17 protein-coding genes and 1 riboswitch are annotated in these 17,219 nt (G+C 42.0%); of the genes, 16 read left to right on the top strand and 1 reads right to left on the bottom strand.

Annotation, left to right across the window (positions count from 1 at the left end):
- The first annotated feature begins 1 nt into the window (after nucleotide 1).
- From CARFE_RS0101785 to holA, 10 genes are all read left to right on the top strand, one after another.
- Nucleotides 2-643: a Crp/Fnr family transcriptional regulator gene (locus tag CARFE_RS0101785; protein ID WP_011343331.1), complete on the top strand. Its 642-nt coding sequence runs from the start codon at nucleotides 2-4 to the stop codon at nucleotides 641-643.
- A gap of 61 nt (nucleotides 644-704) precedes the next feature.
- Nucleotides 705-896: riboswitch (cobalamin riboswitch) on the top strand.
- Between the two features lie 107 nt (nucleotides 897-1,003).
- Nucleotides 1,004-1,909 carry an ABC transporter substrate-binding protein gene (locus CARFE_RS13910; protein ID WP_034541423.1) on the top strand — a complete coding sequence of 302 codons (906 nt, stop codon included), beginning with the start codon at nucleotides 1,004-1,006 and terminating at the stop codon, nucleotides 1,907-1,909.
- An 8-nt stretch (nucleotides 1,910-1,917) separates the two neighbouring features.
- A complete protein-coding gene (locus CARFE_RS0101770) occupies nucleotides 1,918-2,883 on the top strand; it encodes a FecCD family ABC transporter permease (RefSeq protein WP_034541421.1) in 966 nt (321 codons plus the stop codon).
- The gene (locus CARFE_RS0101765) at nucleotides 2,876-4,075 is read left to right on the top strand and encodes an ATP-binding cassette domain-containing protein (RefSeq protein WP_028051522.1); all 1,200 of its coding nucleotides are present in this window, start codon (nucleotides 2,876-2,878) and stop codon (nucleotides 4,073-4,075) included. The genes CARFE_RS0101770 and CARFE_RS0101765 overlap by 8 nt, the downstream gene beginning before the upstream one ends.
- 74 nt (nucleotides 4,076-4,149) lie before the next feature.
- Entirely contained in the window at nucleotides 4,150-4,659 is a 510-nt protein-coding gene (locus tag CARFE_RS13905; protein WP_011343337.1) for a CGGC domain-containing protein, read from the top strand.
- Nucleotides 4,660-4,890: 231 nt separating this feature from the next.
- A complete protein-coding gene (locus CARFE_RS0101755) occupies nucleotides 4,891-5,319 on the top strand; it encodes an RrF2 family transcriptional regulator (protein WP_028051521.1) in 429 nt (142 codons plus the stop codon).
- 3 nt (nucleotides 5,320-5,322) lie between these two features.
- Nucleotides 5,323-5,937 carry a helix-hairpin-helix domain-containing protein gene (locus CARFE_RS0101750; RefSeq protein ID WP_028051520.1) on the top strand — a complete coding sequence of 205 codons (615 nt, stop codon included), beginning with the start codon at nucleotides 5,323-5,325 and terminating at the stop codon, nucleotides 5,935-5,937.
- Nucleotides 5,938-5,945: 8 nt separating this feature from the next.
- Entirely contained in the window at nucleotides 5,946-8,123 is a 2,178-nt protein-coding gene (locus CARFE_RS0101745; RefSeq protein WP_028051519.1) for a DNA internalization-related competence protein ComEC/Rec2, read from the top strand.
- A gap of 40 nt (nucleotides 8,124-8,163) precedes the next feature.
- Nucleotides 8,164-8,742: a lytic transglycosylase domain-containing protein gene (locus CARFE_RS16655; protein WP_028051518.1), complete on the top strand. Its 579-nt coding sequence runs from the start codon at nucleotides 8,164-8,166 to the stop codon at nucleotides 8,740-8,742.
- A complete protein-coding gene (gene holA / locus CARFE_RS0101735; protein WP_028051517.1) occupies nucleotides 8,720-9,703 on the top strand; it encodes a DNA polymerase III subunit delta in 984 nt (327 codons plus the stop codon). Before CARFE_RS16655 ends, holA begins: the two co-directional genes overlap by 23 nt.
- 27 nt (nucleotides 9,704-9,730) lie before the next feature.
- On the opposite strand, the gene rpsT is transcribed toward holA, so the two are convergent.
- Nucleotides 9,731-10,003 carry a 30S ribosomal protein S20 gene (rpsT, locus tag CARFE_RS0101730; protein WP_011343343.1) on the bottom strand — a complete coding sequence of 91 codons (273 nt, stop codon included), beginning with the start codon at nucleotides 10,001-10,003 and terminating at the stop codon, nucleotides 9,731-9,733.
- 146 nt (nucleotides 10,004-10,149) lie between these two features.
- Here rpsT and CARFE_RS0101725 point away from each other — a divergent pair, with 146 nt between their 5' ends.
- The 6 genes from CARFE_RS0101725 to hrcA all read left to right on the top strand — a co-directional run bounded on the left by CARFE_RS0101725 (nucleotide 10,150) and on the right by hrcA (nucleotide 17,213).
- On the top strand, nucleotides 10,150-10,467 hold the full coding sequence (locus CARFE_RS0101725; RefSeq protein WP_011343344.1) for a phage holin family protein: 318 nt from the start codon (nucleotides 10,150-10,152) through the stop codon (nucleotides 10,465-10,467).
- 66 nt (nucleotides 10,468-10,533) lie between these two features.
- Nucleotides 10,534-11,517 (top strand): stage II sporulation protein P, encoded by a 984-nt coding sequence (locus CARFE_RS15420; protein WP_011343345.1) that lies wholly within the window; start codon nucleotides 10,534-10,536, stop codon nucleotides 11,515-11,517.
- Between the two features lie 99 nt (nucleotides 11,518-11,616).
- Nucleotides 11,617-13,161, top strand: a complete 1,545-nt coding sequence (gene murJ, locus CARFE_RS0101715; RefSeq protein WP_028051516.1) for a murein biosynthesis integral membrane protein MurJ — start codon at nucleotides 11,617-11,619, stop codon at nucleotides 13,159-13,161.
- Between the two features lie 12 nt (nucleotides 13,162-13,173).
- Nucleotides 13,174-14,985, top strand: a complete 1,812-nt coding sequence (lepA, locus tag CARFE_RS0101710; protein WP_011343347.1) for a translation elongation factor 4 — start codon at nucleotides 13,174-13,176, stop codon at nucleotides 14,983-14,985.
- Nucleotides 14,969-16,099 (top strand): radical SAM family heme chaperone HemW, encoded by a 1,131-nt coding sequence (hemW, locus tag CARFE_RS0101705; protein WP_028051515.1) that lies wholly within the window; start codon nucleotides 14,969-14,971, stop codon nucleotides 16,097-16,099. The genes lepA and hemW overlap by 17 nt, the downstream gene beginning before the upstream one ends.
- Before the next feature lie 88 nt (nucleotides 16,100-16,187).
- On the top strand, nucleotides 16,188-17,213 hold the full coding sequence (gene hrcA / locus CARFE_RS0101700) for a heat-inducible transcriptional repressor HrcA (RefSeq protein ID WP_011343349.1): 1,026 nt from the start codon (nucleotides 16,188-16,190) through the stop codon (nucleotides 17,211-17,213).
- Nucleotides 17,214-17,219: the final 6 nt, after the last annotated feature.

The raw sequence follows: 17,219 nt of genomic DNA, 5'->3' as shown, positions 1-17,219 counted from the left end.
AATGGAAAACTGGGAGGTTTTAAAAAAGATACCACTTTTCGGGGAGCTTTCCCCGGATGATTTAAAGGAAATCGGGAATCTTCTTTATTCCCGCCGGCTGAAAAAAGGACAAATTCTGTTTTCCGAAGGGGACCCGGGGGCGGCAGTATACTTTTTAAAAAGCGGGCGGATTAAGCTCTATAAAGAGGACCGGGAAGGCCGGGAACACATCCTTCATTATGTTGAACCGGGAGATATTTTTGCCGAAGTGGTGCTATTTTCCAAGCGTCCTTATCCTGCCACCGCCGAGGTTATAGAGCCGGGGGAAGTCCTGGTAATTCCCAACGAGGAAATGGAGAACCTTTTGAAAAAACGCGGAGAAATTGCGTTAAATCTTATCAAGGTGCTGTTGTATCGTTTAGATTTAGCCAATCAAAAAATTAAAGAGTTAGCGTTAAAAGATAGTTTAGCCCGGGTATGTAGCGTTCTCTTACGCTACGGCCCGGTAATTAATCTTTCCCAGCAGGAAATAGCCAATTTAGCCGGGGTTTCCCGGGAAACGGCCAGTCGTATAATAAATGAGTTTAAACGTTTAGGAGTACTTCGGGCCGAAGGGCGGAGCTTAGAAATTATAAATTATGACAAATTAAAAGATTTCTCTTAAATACTTTTTTCACAAAAAAGGAATTGGGCGAGTTTAAGCGAACTTTGTTTAATAGAAAAAGTTAATACCCCGCTCTACGGGTGCCCGGAAGGGTTAAAAGGGAAGCCGGACGGAATTTCCGCAAACGGCGCGGGCCCGCCACTGTACTCGGGGAGCCTCTTTTAGAGATGCCACTGTCCGTTAAATCGGATGGGAAGGCTAAAAGAGGCGATGAGCCGTAAGCCAGGAAACCTGCCCGTGAGAGTTAATCTGTCTTACCTTCGCGGCGAAGGGAGGGATTGTAAGGCTTTTGGTTATAATCCGCTTACCGAACCGGGAAGCGGATTTTTTACTAAATTTAACAAATAAGGGGGCGAAAAAATGGTGAAAAAAAGATGGGTGGTATTTTTAGCTGTTGCCGTCATTCTGTTGTTGGCGGTAGCTCCATTAATGGCAGGGCAAAGTAAGGGAATAACGGTAAAAGATTCTAAAGGAAACGTTTTTACCTTTAAAAGTTATCCCAAAAGAATTGTATCTCTTGCCCCAAGTAATACTGAAATCTTATTTGCTCTGGGATTAGATAAGTATATTGTAGGTGTTACTAACTTTTGCGATTACCCAGCAGCGGCCAAAAAAAAGGCCAAGGTGGGCGATGCATTTAATGTTAATGTGGAAAAAATTGTAAGCTTAAAACCTGACCTGGTGGTGGCTCAGGATAGTATTTCACCGGATGCTATTAAAAAACTGCAAAACTTAAAAATTAAGGTGTTTGTTTTAAAAGAACCGAAAAACTTTAACGATATTTTAAATAACATAAAGCTGGTTGGTAGAGCTACCGGTAAATACTCTAAAGCTGTAAGCATTACTAATAATATGCAGGCAAGATTAAATAAACTTACAGCAAAGTTAAAAAAATACAACAAAAAACCGTCGGTCTTGGTAGAGGTTGATTATGCGTACGGTTTATATGTTGCCGGGCCAAACACCTTCATTAATGATCTCCTCGTAAAAGCAGGTGGTAAAAACGTCATAACCAGTGGTAGCTGGGTAAACCTTTCCGATGAAAAGCTCTTAACTTTAAATCCTGATTATATTTTACTTGCTGATACCGCTTATTTAAAACCGGACCAACATCCATACAAACGTGAACTCTGGCAGGCACTGCGCGCAGTTAAAGAAAAGAAAGTTATTGACAGCATTGATCCTAATTTAATTGTGCGACCGGGTCCCCGGACCATTGACGGGATTGAAAAATTAGCTAAAGCCCTTCATCCTGGTTTAAAATAGGTGAGAAAATGAAATCGTGGTGGGTAAAGTTATTTTTAGGAGGAGTTATTTTACTCCTCCTCCTTATTTTTGTTATATTGTTGGCGGCAAACTTGGGAGCTGTGAAAATTTCTATAACGAAACTCTTTTTAGAACCGTATAAAACAATCTTTTTTAAGATAAGACTACCCCGTATAGCTTTGGGGTTAGTGGTGGGAGCAGCTCTCGGCCTGGCAGGTACGGTGTACCAGGGGGTCTTAAAGACACCTTTAGCCGACCCCTATATTTTGGGAGTATCTTCAGGAGCTGCTGCAGCTGTAGCCTTGTTAACATTGCTGAAATCTTTTCCTTATTATGCTCTTCCTGCAGGGGCTTTTGTAGGGAGTCTTGGGGCGTTATTTTTGGTCTTTATTATTGCTAAAAAACCGGAACCAAACCGGCTGATTCTTGCGGGAATTATTGTAAATAGCTTTTTAGGAGCTATCGTTACTTTTGTTTTAGCGATAAGCCGGGAAAATATGCACCAGATTATTTACTGGTTGATGGGAGGACTCAGTAATAAAGGATTTAAAGAAGCGGGAGTGCTTGGCCTGTACCTTTTATTTGGGCTTGGTTTCCTTTTTGTTTTGGCCCGGGACTTAAATGCCATGAGTTTTGGGGATGATACTGCAGTCCAGTTAGGGGTGGAGGTTACCAAAAAAAGAGCTCTTTTTTTAATACTGGCAAGTTTATTAACTGCAGGAGCGGTCAGCTTCTCCGGAACCATAGGGTTTGTTGGTCTGGTAGTTCCCCAGGTGGTAGAACTTATTTTTGGTAAGGATTTTCGCCTTTTAATACCTTTATCAACCTTAGCCGGAGCTATCCTCCTGGTTTTTGCTGATGCTTTGGCCCGGAGTATTTTAGCCCCGGCGGAGCTTCCGGTAGGGGTTATTACCGCTTTTATCGGTGCTCCCTTTTTTGCCTATCTTTTTATAAGGCGGGGTTATCATGCTTAAAGGTCTTAATTTGGCCTACGGTTACGGCAACATCACTCTGTTTGAGGGGATAAATATTGAAGTCCACCCGGGCAAGTTTACTGTAATTATAGGCCCTAATGGTGCCGGGAAAACAACGTTGTTAAAAATTCTGGCAGGTTTATTAAAACCGAAGTACGGTACGGTACAACTAAACGAAAAAGAAATATTTTTGCTACCGGCAAAGGTGCGGGCCCGGATGCTGGCGTATGTACCCCAGGAACCCGAAACTTTACGGGATTATTCGGTCTGGGATACGGTAATGATGGGAAGGTACCCTTATCAGGGATTTTTAGGGTTAGAGACTAATAAAGATTTTCAAGCGGTAAAAAAAGCTATAGAAACGGTAGGTTTAGCCGGTTACGAGGAACGAACCCTTTTGTCCCTTTCGGGAGGGGAAAGGCAGAGGGTTTATCTTGCCCGGGCTTTGGCCCAGGAAGCCGACTATATCCTCTTAGATGAGCCCACCAATCACCTGGATTTATTTTATCAGGTAAAAATACTATCTCTTTTAAAAGATTTAGCGGCTCAGGGAATTGGCGTTTTAGCGGTTCTTCATGATTTAAACTTGGCTTCCTTTTTTGCTGATAAGCTCTACTTATTTTCGGCAGGGAAACTTATTACCGGCGAGGCGAAAGATGTTTTAACCTTCGAAAACATTTATAAAGCTTATCAGGAACCAGCACTTGTTGTGAATCACCCGGTTTTAAACATTCCGCAGATACTGCCGTTAATAGTTAATAGAGTTAGTGACGGCAAGAAAAAGGTGCATATCATAGGCGGTGGAGGGATGGCTGGGAGCATAATGCTCCGGGAAAGCCAGCAGGGAGCGAAAATCTCAGCGGGGGTTTTAAATAAAAGCGATAGTGACTGGCAGACAGCAAAAGCACTTGGGGCAGAAGTGGTGGAGGAAGAGCCTTTCTCGCCCATTTCCGAGGAAAGCTACCAGCGGCTTTTGGAGGTCATAAAGAAGGCGGATAAGATTGTGGTAGCTCCAGTACCAATAGGGCCGGGAAATCTAAAAAATATTGAAGCCCTTTTAGAAGTGGAACCGAAAAAAATTTTTATAGTAAAGCCGGAAGAAATGGAGAAAAGGGATTACTCCGGAGGAAGGGCTACTTATATTGTTAATTCCCTTATAAAGGCCGGCGCCCAAAGGTATCCCGAGGCTTAAACTGTGATAAAAGTCATAGCTATAAAAGAAAAGCCCAGGTTAAAATAAAGAAAAAACAAAAGGGGAAGAAGAAGATGCGCTGGACGAAAGAAGCGTTAGAGTACATGAATAACGTTCCCTTTTTTGTGCGGGAAAAAGCCAAGAAGAAGGTAGAGGAGTGGGCGAAGCAAAAGGGTGTAGAGGAGATCACGGTAAATGAAGTAATGGAAGCCCGGGGGAAAATGACCGCCAGGGATGTAAGCGACCCGAAACCGCAAAAACCCAAAATTGCGGTGGTGCGGTGTCATATTGTTTCCGAGGTTTGTCCAGGAATTGGTTGTTTTAATAGCTTTAATAAAAGGGAGCAGCAGTTTGCCCGCTATGGGCCTGAGGCAGAAATTATCGGCTTTTTCACCTGCGGTGGTTGCTCCGGGCGCCGCGTTTCCAGGCTTATTGAAAAACTTCTCCCTTATGAATTAACGCACGTTCATTTAAGTTCCTGTATGTTGTTAGACGGAGATTATCCCAGGTGTCCTTTCAAAGAGCAAATTAAAAAAACTATTTTGGCAAAAGGTGTAGAGGTAGTTGAAGGAACCCACCATTAGAACCCTGCAGTTGCAGGGTTTTTGTTTTATATTTTTACTTTTTTATATTTTACTTAGTATTAGTATATTTTTGCTTGGCATAATAATATAAACTAAGTAGATAATAAAACTCCAAAATACCTTTAAATAAAGAAAATACGACAATTTTCGACAAATTTTATTTATATTGAAAAAATATAAAATATATTGTAAAATACCTTAGAAAGCTTGATTTTTTCAGGGGGAAAATTCATGCAGCTTACAAAACAGGGGGAATATGCTTTAATTGCCTTGATGGATCTGGCAAAACTGCCTAAAGGCCAGGTAGTACCGGTAAAAACCCTGGCGGAAAGGCTGATGTTGCCGGAGGCTTTTTTAGCAAAAATCGTGCAGTCTTTGGTTAAAGCAGGCCTTGTCTATACAGTAAAAGGACCGCAGGGGGGTGTTGTCCTCCTGAAAGATCCGGAAAAGATTACTGTTTTGGAAGTAGTTGAAGCGGTGGAGGGACCGATAGTTTTAAGTCAGTGTATTAACCATCCGGATATTTGTGAGAAAGTGGAAATTTGCCCGTTACATAAGATTTGGCATAAAGTTCAGCAAAAATTAATTGAGGAGTTTTCCTCTCATAATCTTTTAACGCTTTCCAAAGAAGGCCAGTTAAGTGGCTTTTTAGCGGAGTAGCTTATGAATCCCTTTGACGACCGTTCTAAACTTTCTTTATATGGAATTATTTTTTTACTTTTAGCCTTGGTTTGCTATTTATGGTGGACCGGGCCGGAATCACCTCCGCTTAAGGAAACAGCCGAGCAGGAAGTTATTACCAGGGAGGTTACCCCAAAGGGAACGGCGGTTGTTCATGTGGCCGGAGCGGTTTATAAACCCGGTGTTTATGTTTTAGAAGAAGGCGCCCGGGTAAAGGATGCCATAGAAAAAGCGCGGGGAATGTTACCTTTAGCCGACGACAGCAGTATTAACCTGGCGGCTAAGGTAAGCGATGGGCAAAAAATCTATATTCCCTTTAAAAATGAGACAACAACGGCTTCAGCTTCGACCAACAAGGCGTTTGGCCAGCAAAATGCTCTAAAGGGCTCCGGCGGCCAGGAAGCAAAAGTAAATATCAATACCGCAACCGCCGAAGAGCTGGATAAACTACCGGGAGTTGGCCCTGCCACGGCAGCTAAGATTATTGAATACCGGGAGCAAAATGGGCCCTTTGCGACTATTGAGGATCTAAAAAAAGTTAAGGGCATAGGGGACAAAAAGTTTGAAACGCTAAAAGATTATATTACGGTTAATTAGAGGGGAATATGGAAATTTATCTTGCTTTCATTTTTTACATACTGGGAATTATCGTAGCCGATCAGGGTTTTATCCCTTTTCGGCTATTTCTGTATTTGGCCTTATTGTTTATGCTTTTATATCTTGTTTTACCCCGGGAACGCAAAAGCTTAGCCGTTCTTTTAGTAGCTTTTATGCTTCTTGGAGGGGTAAACCTAAATCTTCATGTGAGTCCGGGTTTTCGGGAAGGGGAATATCGGGGAATTTGCCGTGTGGTGGAAGGGTCTACCGTAAAAAATGATAAAAACAGTTTTAAAGTAGTGGATTTAAAAACCAAAGAAACCTATTTAGTCCGGGAAAAAGAAATGGTTTTAAGGCTTCCGGGAGATATTTTAAAAATTACCGGAAGTTTCCTAAAACCAATTCCTCCGCAAAATCCCGGCGAGTTTAACTATCCAAGTTATTTAAGACGGCAAGGAATTTATGGGGTTTTAAACGCTCAAACCGCGGAAAAAATCGGGGGTAACTTTTCTTTTCTTCGGCCCTTTGCAGCAGTAAAAAATTTTCTTAAAGAAAGGTTAAATACCTATTCTCCCGAAACTGCGGCGTTATTAAAAGGTTTGTATTTAGGGGACGATGAGGAAATTTCCCCGGAGGTTTACGATAGTTTTGCGAAAACCGGGGTCGTGCACATTTTAAGTGTCAGCGGCCTGCATTTGGGGTTGGTGGCGGGGGCAATTTATTTTTTGGGAAAGGGGTTACGGCTTTCCCGGCAATGGCAAAACCTTTTTACAATAATTTTTTGCTTTTTTTATACCGCCCTGACCGGTTTTAACCCGGCAACGGTGCGGGCCTTTTTAATGCTGGTGTTTTTGGTCGGGGCTTTTTTCTTGGGGCGGGATTATCAGCCGGTTTATCACTTATTTTTAAGTGCCTTTTTTTATCTTTTAATAAAACCTCAGGAGCTTTTTTCGGCGGGTTTTCTCTTATCGTATTTAGCAACCCTGGGGATATTTTTAATAGGTTTACCTTTAGCGGAAAAATTAAAGTTGTATTTACCTTCTTATTTGGCCGACACTATTGGAGTTACGGTTGGTGCGCAAATTTTAACCGAGCCAATTGTATTTTATCATTATTCCCTCTTTGCTACCCTTTCAATTATAGCCAATCTTTTAGTAGTTCCCCTTACCGGTATTATTATGGCTTCCGGAATTTTCGGTTTATTTTTATCTCCCTTAAGACATCTAACTGAACTACTAACGGTGTTTACTTTAAATATGAACAGTCAAATGGCTTTAATTCCCGGGGCGACAATAGCAGTAAAAAAGCCTTTTTTTACATTAATTTTTCTTTTTTATTGCGGGTTATTTTTAGGATATTTTTGGTTGGTAAAAAAAGAAAAGATCGATATTGTAAAATTCTGTGTAATTGCCTTTTTAATTTTAGGTATATTTTTAGTACCAAAAGAGCACGGAAAAACTGTTTTTCTTGCCGTCGGCCAGGGGGATGCAGCGGTAATTCATACTTTGCGCGGACGCACGATTGTGGTGGATACCGGACCAAAAAACGAAAATTATGATGCGGGAAGAAAAGTTTTAGCATATCTTCGCCAAAGTGGCACGGGGGTTATAGACCTTTTAGTGTTGACCCATCCCCATAATGACCATTACGGGGGTGCAGAAACGCTTATCCAGAGTGCCACGGTAAAGGCGGTCTTAATTTCTCCATATTTAGGGGAAGACCAGGAATACCTGGAACTTTTAAATTTACTCCGGTTAAGAAAAATAAGAATTTATTATGCTAAAACTTCTGCCGTTATTAGTTTGGATGATGTTTCTTTACGGATATTAGGACCGGAAAGAATCTATTCCGGTACCCGCTCAGACCCCAATAACAACAGTGTAGTGCTGGCGGGTAAAATAGGCCGGAAAACCTACTTTTTTGGGGCGGACATCGAGAGAGAAGCGGAAGAAGATCTGGAAAACCAACTTCGGGCTTATTATGAAGTGGTAAAAATCCCCCATCATGGTAGTAACTTTTTTTCAGAAAGCTTTATGGAAAAGTTAAAATTTGGTTATGGAGTTATTTCCGTTGGTCAAAATAACCTTTATGGTTTTCCCGGGGATAAGCTTTTAGCGGCTCTAAAAGGTAAGGGAAAGCTTTGGCGTACCGACCTTGAGGGGGCTTTAGTTGTCGAAAATTATTAAGTTGTATTAAAATTAAAGAAAAAAGTACCGGGGTGGAAGGATGATTGATTTAACACCTCTTTTGACTTATTATTATCTTGCTTTACTAACCCAGATGATAGAGCAAATGGAGAGGTTAGAGGCTCTTTCTTCCTCCGAAATCCCTAAAAGCCTGAATTTTGCCGACCTGGTAGCGGCCAAACAAGAAGCGGCGTTATCTCCTTCGGAAAACAAGATAGCCGAAATGGTTCGTGAGCTTTCGCAAAAATATGAAGTACCTTATTCATTAGTCATGGCGGTTATTAAGCAGGAATCGAACTTTAACCCCAATGCTACATCCCCCCGGGGAGCCATGGGCCTGATGCAGTTAATGCCCGGAACGGCACGGATGTTAGGGGTCGAGAATCCTTATGACCCCAGAGAGAACTTAGAGGGGGGTATTAAATATTTAAAGTCTCTTTTAGACTGGTTTGGTGACGTGGAACTTGCCCTGGCGGCCTATAATGCCGGACCGGGCAATGTAAGAAAATATAACGGCATTCCACCCTTTGCGGAAACAAAGGATTACGTCCAAAAGGTGTTAAGGTGGCAGAAGTTTTATCAAGGAGACGAGAGAAATGATAGCTTACGAACGGTTTAAAAATGCCTTAACCCGAGGGGTTTTAAAACCCCTTTACCTTTTTTCCGGAGAAGAGCGGTATTTTAAAGAGCGGCTTTTTGGAGAAATTAAAAAATATTTAGGAAGCAACCACGAGTTTAACTATGAAGAGCTGGATGGTCAGGAAGTTCTCCCTGAAGAAGTGGTAGCCAAGGCAGAAACGGTATCATTTTTTGGGCAAAGGTTCATTGTAGTGAAAAACTGTCGCTTTTTTTCCGGAAAACATGACGAGGAACCGCTTTTAAATTACCTGAAAAACCCGGCACCCCAGGCGGTGGTTATTTTTTCCACAGAACTTCCTATTGATAAGAAAAAGAAAATCTATCAGGAGTTTTTAAAAAATGGTGAGGAGATTGAATTTTCCCGGTTAGATGAAAAAGAAGTCCAGGAACTAATTAAAACCTGGGCGGACCGGGCAGGCTTTAATCTCGAACGGGAAGCGTTGATAGTTTTAGCTCAGAGTTACGGGCAGAATTTAGTGGAGTTAGAAAAAGAGTTTAAAAAATTGGTTTTATATAAACTTTCGGAAAAGACCATTACTTTAAAGGATGTTTTGGAGGTTTCCGGCCAGGATCAAGAAATCTCGGTTTTTTATCTTGTTGAAGAACTACTCTCCGGGAAAATAAACCGACCCAAGCTAAAAGAACGGCTTACCAATCAGGAAGAAGCGGTTAAATTTACCGGGCTTGTGGCAAAAAACTTAAGGCAAATCTATACCGTAAAAGTTCTTCAGCAAAAAGGTAAAACACTGCAGGAAATTGCGAAAATTACCGGCATTCCCGAATGGCTGGTAAAAAAAACCTTAAGAAGTGCGGTGCACTTAAGTCAGGAAAAACTGAAAAAAGGAATTACTGCCCTGGCGGATCTTGATGTAAAAATAAAATCCGGTGAAAGGGAGTTAACCGGATTATTTGAGAGATTTTTTCTATTAATGAAAAAATAAAAACCCGGAGTATCAGCCGGGTATTTTTTAGGATGCTTTATAAACGGAATTGAATTTCCGGGTGAGCCGGGATTTTTTTCTGGAGGCGGTATTTTTATGAATAACACCTTTGGTTACCGCTTTATCTAAAGCCCGTACAGCCTGCCGTAAAAGCTCCCTTGCTTCTTCGGCGGGTTTTACTTTAAGGGCCATCTCAAACTTTTTAATTGCAGTCTTAACAGCCGAACGGATAGCTTTATTGCGCATGGTTCTTTTCCGGATAATTAAAATCCGCTTCTTTGCTGACTTAGTATTTGCCACCAATCTCACCTCCTAACAGCAAGTATTCTACCAGAGATATCAAAAAAATGCAAGAATACCTTCTTGTTTTTTTTTGCCCTATCTAACCATAAATTGTATAACATGCAAAATTATAGGAAATCCTTTTATAAGGAGGTGAAATGTAAATGGGAATAATTATAAAAATCCTGATTTCGGCAATAGCGTTAATTGGTGTTAGCATTTTTACTCCGGGTTTTTCCGTAAAGGGCGGCGTAATTGGGGCTGTGGTAGCTGCCTTAGTAATATCTTTCTTAAACTACTTGGCCGAAAAAATAATAGGAGAGAAAGGAAAGGGCTTTACCGGTTTTGTGGTGGCGGTTTTAATTCTTCTCCTTGCCCGGTATATAGTTCCCCAGTACCTGCAGGTTACTTTACCGGGAGCGATTATAGCGGCAATAATCATTGGTTTGGTGGATCGCTTTATTCCAACGACCCTGAGGTGAATCATAATTTTTCGGAGGGCTTCATATATTTTTTTTACAAAAATAAAACCGGGGAGTAGCGAAAAAATGGAATACCGGGCAAAAGCACAACGGGGAACTGCTGTAAGTTTATTTTTACTAATTTACGCTCTTTTGTTGGGGATAACCGCTACCGTTGTGCCTCCTGAAACTTCCGGGTTAGTATTTGAGGGGATAAAAAATAGTGCGCTTATAGAAGTATTAAAAGAAAACCTCTGGGAAGAAAACCCTCGGGGATATTTGCAAAAAACTTTGGGTTTTAAGCAGAAAAACGATGAAGAAGGAAATTTAAGTCAGGAGTATGCCCTCTGGCTTTTAACCGGCGCCAGAGTTAACGATCCGTACTCTCTTATGCTGGCGGGGTATCCGGTTTTAAATGGTGGGGAAGAGAAGTTCGGTGACATCGATGAGGGAGAAGATTTGCCGGCTTTGCCGGGAGAGCCGTTGGTAGGGATTTTTTGTACCCATGCCGGTGAGAGTTATGAAGGGGATGGTGGACGGGAGAGGGCCCCCAAAGGGGAGAAAGGAGAGGTTTTAGATGTCGCCCGGGAGCTTTCCCAAAAGCTTGAGGAAAAAGGAATAAAAACAATTTTAATTGAAAAGGTTCATGATACCGATTACAATCGTTCCTACAGCGAAGCCAAAAAGACTGTTCTTGATTTGTTAGCAATCAAGAGCTTAAAACTTCTTGTAGATGTTCACCGGGACTCCGAGGCTTCTCCCAGGTACCGTACGGTAAACGTCATGGGTGAAGAGTTAGCACCGATTATCTTTGTAATTGGTAAAGGAGAACGTTTACCCCAGCCCCATTGGCAGGAAAACGAGCTGGTGACCAAAAAAATTATTGCCGAAACCGAAACTATTTATCCCGGCCTAATCCGGGGAATAAGGTATAAGTCCGGAAGATTTAATCAGCATTTATCCAGTCACCTGGTTTTGGTGGAAATCGGCAATGTAAGTAACTCTTTGGTCCAGGCCAAAAAATCGGCCGACCTTCTGGCCGAAGGTATTGCTCGTTATTTACTGCGTTAAAGCCAGTTTTTCTGGCTTTATTTTTTTTCCTTTACAAATTAAAAAAAAGTGATATATTTTTTAAAGGATTTAAATTTAAAGGGAAGGGCTATTGGGGTTATGAGTACCAGAAAAAACGTTGCTAAAGCTGCAGGGATAATCCTAGCTTTGGGAATTGTTTCGCGGATCTTGGGTTTTGTACGGGAACAATTGCTGGCGGTAAAATTTGGGGCTACAGGGATAAGTGATGCTTATGTAGCGGCTTTTACCATACCGGATTTCCTTTACAATTTACTGGTGGGAGGAGCGCTAAGTGCCGCCTTTATTCCGGTTTTTTCTTCGTATTTAGCCAGGGACGAAGAGGAAGAAGCCTGGAAAATGGCCAGCACGGTCATAAATTTAGTAATAATAATTATGCTTTTTTGTATTGGCCTTGGTTTTTTGTTTACACCGGAACTGGTAAAACTTGTAGCTCACAAATTTACCGGAGAAAGGCTAAATACTACCATAAAACTTACCCGGATAATGCTACCGTCGGTTTTATTTACGGGATTAAACGGTTTTTTAATGGGAATGTTAAATTCCTACCAGCATTTTTTTACTCCGGCCCTGGGTAGTGTAATATATAACATAGTGATAATTCTTTTCGGCTATTTCTTAGCCGGCAAGTTGGGAATTACCTCCTTTGCTCTCGGGGTTGTGGCCGGGATGGTTTTAAATTTCATGGTACAGCTTCCAAGCTTAGCCCGGTACGGGTTAAAATATCGGCCTATTATCGATATCCACCATCCCGGAGTAGTAAAAATGGCTCAATTGATGATTCCTACCCTGTTGGGATTGGCGGTAAGCCAGATTAACCTAATCGTTAACCAAAATCTTGCTTCGGGATTGTCGGAAGGAAGCATTATGGCTTTAAGGCTGGCCAATCGTTTGATGTATCTTCCTCTGGGGTTATTTGCTTCTGCAATAAGCATGGCTATTTTTCCAACTATGACCGGCTTTGCTGCCCGGGGAGAAATGGATAATTTTAAAAAAAGCGTAGCTATGGGGATAAAATCAATATGGTTTATTATCCTGCCAGCTCAGGTGGGTCTGATGGTTTTAAGCGTGCCGATTGTGCGGCTTTTATTTGAGATGGGAGAGTTTACCCCGGCAATGACCAGAGCGACGGCCTGGGCGCTGGTCTTTTACTGCGTTGGACTTTTTGCCCACTCAGCTTTGCAGGTGGTTTTACGGGGATTTTATTCCCTGCACGACACGATTACGCCGGTTACTACCAGCCTTTTAACCATCTTTTTAAACTATCTATTAAACGTGGCCTTTATCCGCTACCTGGGTCATGGAGGGCTTGCTTTGGGTTTTTCGTTAACGGGCATATTTAACTTTGCTGTTTTGCTGTGGCTTTTCCGTCGCAAAGTTGGCTCAATTTACGGGAAAGACATTTTAATTTCCGGAGTTAAATCGCTTTTGGCTTCGTTATTAATGGGAGTAACGGCCTATTTAATTGCCGGTGAGCTATCCGGATTTGCTGTAACCAAACACGGGCAATTAATTCAAGTTGGTGCGGCAATTGCAGGGGCAGTAGTGGTATATGCGGCCACCACTTTGCTTTTAAAAATGGAAGAAGCGCTGTTTTTCTTAAATTTAATCCGGAAAAAAGTTTAGTGGAGGTTTATTATGCCCAAACGCCAGGAGTTAATCAGGAATTTTTGTATTATTGCCCATATTGACCACGGAAAGTCTACCTTAGCGGACAGGCTTATAGAGTTTACCGGTGCTTTATCGGAGCGCGAGTTAAAAGAGCAGGTTTTGGACCAGATGGAATTGGAGCGGGAACGGGGTATAACCATTAAAGCTCAAGCCGTAAAACTTACCTATAAAGCCAAGGATGGGAATACCTATTACCTGAACCTTATTGATACGCCGGGCCATGTGGATTTTACTTATGAAGTATCCCGCAGCTTAGCCGCTTGCGAAGGGGCCCTTTTGGTGGTGGATGCTTCGCAAGGAATAGAAGCCCAGACCCTGGCTAACGTTTACCTGGCCATGGAGCACGATTTAGAGCTCATTCCGGTGGTAAATAAGATAGACTTGCCTAATGCCGAGCCGGAAAGGGTCTTAAAGGAGATAGAAGACGTTATTGGCCTTGATACCAGTGAGGCCATTTTAGCTTCAGCCAAGACCGGTCAGGGGATAGAGGAAGTATTAGAAGCTATTGTGAAAAGGATCCCACCCCCCAGAGGGGATGAGGAAAAGCCCTTAAAAGCTTTAATCTTCGACTCCCATTACGACCCTTACAAAGGAGTTATAGCTTATATTCGTTTGGTTGATGGCTTTATAAAGCCGGGAATGAAAATAAAAATGATGAGCAATGATAAGGAGTTTGAAGTTACCGAGGTGGGCATTTTTAAGCCTTACCTTACCCCGGTGGAGGGGCTCTGGGCCGGGGAAGTGGGATTTATTGCTGCGGGGATAAAAAACGTGCGCGACTGCCGGGTAGGAGATACCATTACCAGTGCTGAAAACCCGGCTAAAGAACCGCTTCCCGGTTATAAGCAGGTCAAACCGATGGTTTTCTGTGGCCTGTATCCGGTAGAATCCAATCAGTACGAGGACTTAAGGGATGCTTTGGAAAAGCTAAAATTAAACGATGCTTCGCTAACTTTTGAACCGGAAACGTCGGTGGCCCTGGGTTTTGGTTTTAGGTGCGGCTTTTTGGGGCTTTTACACATGGAAATAATTCAGGAGCGTTTAGAGCGGGAGTACGGCTTAAACCTTATTACTACCGCTCCCAACGTTGTTTACCGGGTGGTGCAAACTAACGGCGAAGTTCTGGAGATTGATAATCCGGCAAAACTGCCTCCTGCGGGGAAGATTGACCACATTGAAGAGCCGTATGTGAAAGCAACCATCATGGTTCCCAAGGAATTTGTGGGAAATATCATGGATTTGTGCATTGAACGCCGGGGTGTCTTTATAAATATGGAATACCTTTCGGAAAACCGGGTAATGCTCACTTACGATTTGCCCCTGGCGGAAATTATTTATGACTTTTTTGACCAGTTAAAATCCCGTTCTAAGGGTTATGCCTCTCTGGATTATGAATTTATCGGCTATCGCCCCGGGGATCTGGTAAAGATGGATATTTTAATTGCCGGAGAGCCGGTGGATGCGCTTTCCATCATTGTTCATGAGGATAAAGCTTACTACCGGGGGCGACAGTTGGTTGAAAAACTGCGGGAGTTGATTCCCCGCCACCTTTTTGAAATTCCTATCCAGGCGGCAATTGGCTCGCGGGTAATTGCCCGGGAGACGGTCAAAGCTTTAAGAAAAGATGTTTTGGCTAAATGTTACGGCGGCGATGTTACCCGGAAGAAAAAGCTTTTGGAAAAGCAGAAAGAAGGTAAAAAGCGAATGAAACAAATTGGCAGGGTGGAAATTCCCCAGGAAGCTTTTATGGCGGTGTTGAAAATTGATAATAACAAATAAAGCTCAGGCCCTTTACCTGCATATGCCTTTTTGTCTTAAGAAGTGCCATTACTGTGCTTTTACCTCTTTTCCCGCGCCGGCGGGTGAAGGGGTATTTTCGTATTTAAGCTTAATAAAGAAAGAATTGGAATGGCGAAAAGATTTTTTAGCGCCTCTCCAGACCATTTATGTGGGCGGGGGAACGCCAACTTCCCTTTCGCTGAACGCTTTAGAAAAACTGGGGGAAATTATCTCGCCGTATATTTCCGATAAGCTTTTGGAGTTTACCGTTGAAGCCAATCCGGGAACGTTAAATAGGGAAAAAATTCGCTTTTTAAAAGATTTAGGAGTCAATCGTGTAAGCCTTGGGGCCCAATCTTTTAATGATGAGATTCTTTTAAAAATGGGTAGAGCCCATACTGCTGCTCAAACGCTGGATGCGTACAATTTATTGAGGGAAGAGGGCATAAACAATTTAAACCTGGACTTAATTATCGGTTATCCCGAGGGGCGCAAAAGCTTTATAAACACTGTAAAAACGGCCATAAGCTTAAAGCCGGAACATATTTCTTTATACGATTTAAAGGTAGAAGAAAATACCCGCCTTTATGAAGAAGTAGCAAAGGGTGAAATAATACTTCCGGAAGAGGATGAAGTAGTTTTATATTGGGAGGAAGCGATTAATCTTTTAGAGGAAAACGGTTACGAACGGTACGAAATTGCTAACTTTGCTCGAAATCAGCAGTATTCCCGTCACAACCTTACTTACTGGGAAAATAAACCTTATCTTGGCATTGGCCTTGCTGCCCATAGCAAGGTAGGCCTGTACCGGTTCTGGAATCCGAATACGATGCTGGAGTACCGGGAAATGCTTTTAACAGGAAAAAATTACGGAGAGGAAAAATTAACTTTAGAAGAAGATGCCAAAGAAGAAATAATTTTAAGATTAAGGTTAAAAACCGGGCTAAATCTTCAGGAGTTTCAAAAAAAATACCGGCGGGACTTTATGGCAGAGTTTGGCGATAAAATCCAAAAATTTATCGAACTTGGTCTGCTTTTCCTTGAAGATGATAGGCTTTTTTTAACCCGCAAGGGGAGTTTTGTAGCCAACACTGTATTAATTGAGTTTATCTAAACTTGACAAAAAACACTTGACAGTGCTATTTTTAATTTGAAGTTAGCACTCAACAAAAGAGAGTGCTAACAAAAAGGGGTGAAGCGGTATGATTGATGAGCGGAAAAGAAAAATTTTAATGGCAATAGTTCAGGACTACATCTCTACCGCTGAACCGGTAGGCTCAAGAACTATTGCCAAAAAATACGACCTGGGTATTAGCCCGGCAACCATCAGGAATGAAATGGCAGATTTAGAAGAAATGGGCTATTTAGAGCAGCCCCATACCAGTGCCGGGAGAATTCCTTCGGTTTTGGGCTACCGCTATTACGTCGACTACCTTATGGAAAAACCCTCTTTGAGCCGCGAAGAAGAAGAATTTATCCGGAAAGTTTATGAAGATAAAATCAACAGCATTGGTGATTTGCTGGAAAAAACGGGCAAAGTTTTGTCCAGCCTTACCCGTTATACCGCCGTTGTGCTTTCTCCGGAGGCAGGAAAAGTACCGTTAAAACACCTGCAGTTAGTGCTTTTACAGCCGGGGAAGGTATTGTTAATTATTGTATTAGAAGATGGGACCTTACACCATCGGGCTTTTGAAGTGCCCGGGGATATTACTGCTCAGGATTTAGAAAAAGTTTCAGCAATTTTAAATGCTAAACTTTACGGAGTAAATCCCGAAAAGATTCGTTATTCGCTTATTAAAGAAATATACTACGAATTAGCCCAGCACCAGAATTTAATTAATATTACTTTAGAATTAATCAGTAATTTAAACCAAGATAATCAGGAACATAAGATAATCTTGGGCGGACTAATTAACCTTTTTAACCAGCCGGAGTTTAAAAATGTGGAAAAGGTAAAAACCTTATTAAGCATATTGGAACAGGAAGAGAAAATAAGGGAAATCTTTTCCCAGTTAAATGTTGGGGTCAACGTGAAAATCGGGAGCGAGTTAAATTTAAAAGAAATTGAAGACTGCAGCATGATTGCTGCCGGCTACTTTTCCTACGGAAATAGCGTGGGCTTTATAGGAGTTTTAGGACCTACGCGTATGGAATACGCTAAAACCGTGGCGACGGTGGAGTTTTTAAGCAAGTACTTGTCGGAAATTATTGGTAATAAAAACTTTTAACAGGAG

It is taken from the genome of Carboxydothermus ferrireducens DSM 11255 (assembly GCF_000427565.1).
GTDB lineage: Bacteria > Bacillota > Z-2901 > Carboxydothermales > Carboxydothermaceae > Carboxydothermus > Carboxydothermus hydrogenoformans.
This window is presented reverse-complemented; position numbering and strand designations above follow the sequence as displayed.

Bases quoted from the DNA above. Each gene is read 5' to 3' on its own strand.
- CARFE_RS0101785 (WP_011343331.1), top strand. From the start codon at position 2: ATGGAAAACTGGGAGGTTTTAAAAAAGATACCACTTTTCGGGGAGCTT.
- CARFE_RS13910 (WP_034541423.1), top strand. From the start codon at position 1,004: ATGGTGAAAAAAAGATGGGTGGTATTTTTAGCTGTTGCCGTCATTCTG.
- CARFE_RS0101770 (WP_034541421.1), top strand. From the start codon at position 1,918: ATGAAATCGTGGTGGGTAAAGTTATTTTTAGGAGGAGTTATTTTACTC.
- CARFE_RS0101765 (WP_028051522.1), top strand. From the start codon at position 2,876: ATGCTTAAAGGTCTTAATTTGGCCTACGGTTACGGCAACATCACTCTG.
- CARFE_RS13905 (WP_011343337.1), top strand. From the start codon at position 4,150: ATGCGCTGGACGAAAGAAGCGTTAGAGTACATGAATAACGTTCCCTTT.
- CARFE_RS0101755 (WP_028051521.1), top strand. From the start codon at position 4,891: ATGCAGCTTACAAAACAGGGGGAATATGCTTTAATTGCCTTGATGGAT.
- CARFE_RS0101750 (WP_028051520.1), top strand. From the start codon at position 5,323: ATGAATCCCTTTGACGACCGTTCTAAACTTTCTTTATATGGAATTATT.
- CARFE_RS0101745 (WP_028051519.1), top strand. From the start codon at position 5,946: ATGGAAATTTATCTTGCTTTCATTTTTTACATACTGGGAATTATCGTA.
- CARFE_RS16655 (WP_028051518.1), top strand. From the start codon at position 8,164: ATGATTGATTTAACACCTCTTTTGACTTATTATTATCTTGCTTTACTA.
- holA (WP_028051517.1), top strand. From the start codon at position 8,720: ATGATAGCTTACGAACGGTTTAAAAATGCCTTAACCCGAGGGGTTTTA.
- CARFE_RS0101725 (WP_011343344.1), top strand. From the start codon at position 10,150: ATGGGAATAATTATAAAAATCCTGATTTCGGCAATAGCGTTAATTGGT.
- CARFE_RS15420 (WP_011343345.1), top strand. From the start codon at position 10,534: ATGGAATACCGGGCAAAAGCACAACGGGGAACTGCTGTAAGTTTATTT.
- murJ (WP_028051516.1), top strand. From the start codon at position 11,617: ATGAGTACCAGAAAAAACGTTGCTAAAGCTGCAGGGATAATCCTAGCT.
- lepA (WP_011343347.1), top strand. From the start codon at position 13,174: ATGCCCAAACGCCAGGAGTTAATCAGGAATTTTTGTATTATTGCCCAT.
- hrcA (WP_011343349.1), top strand. From the start codon at position 16,188: ATGATTGATGAGCGGAAAAGAAAAATTTTAATGGCAATAGTTCAGGAC.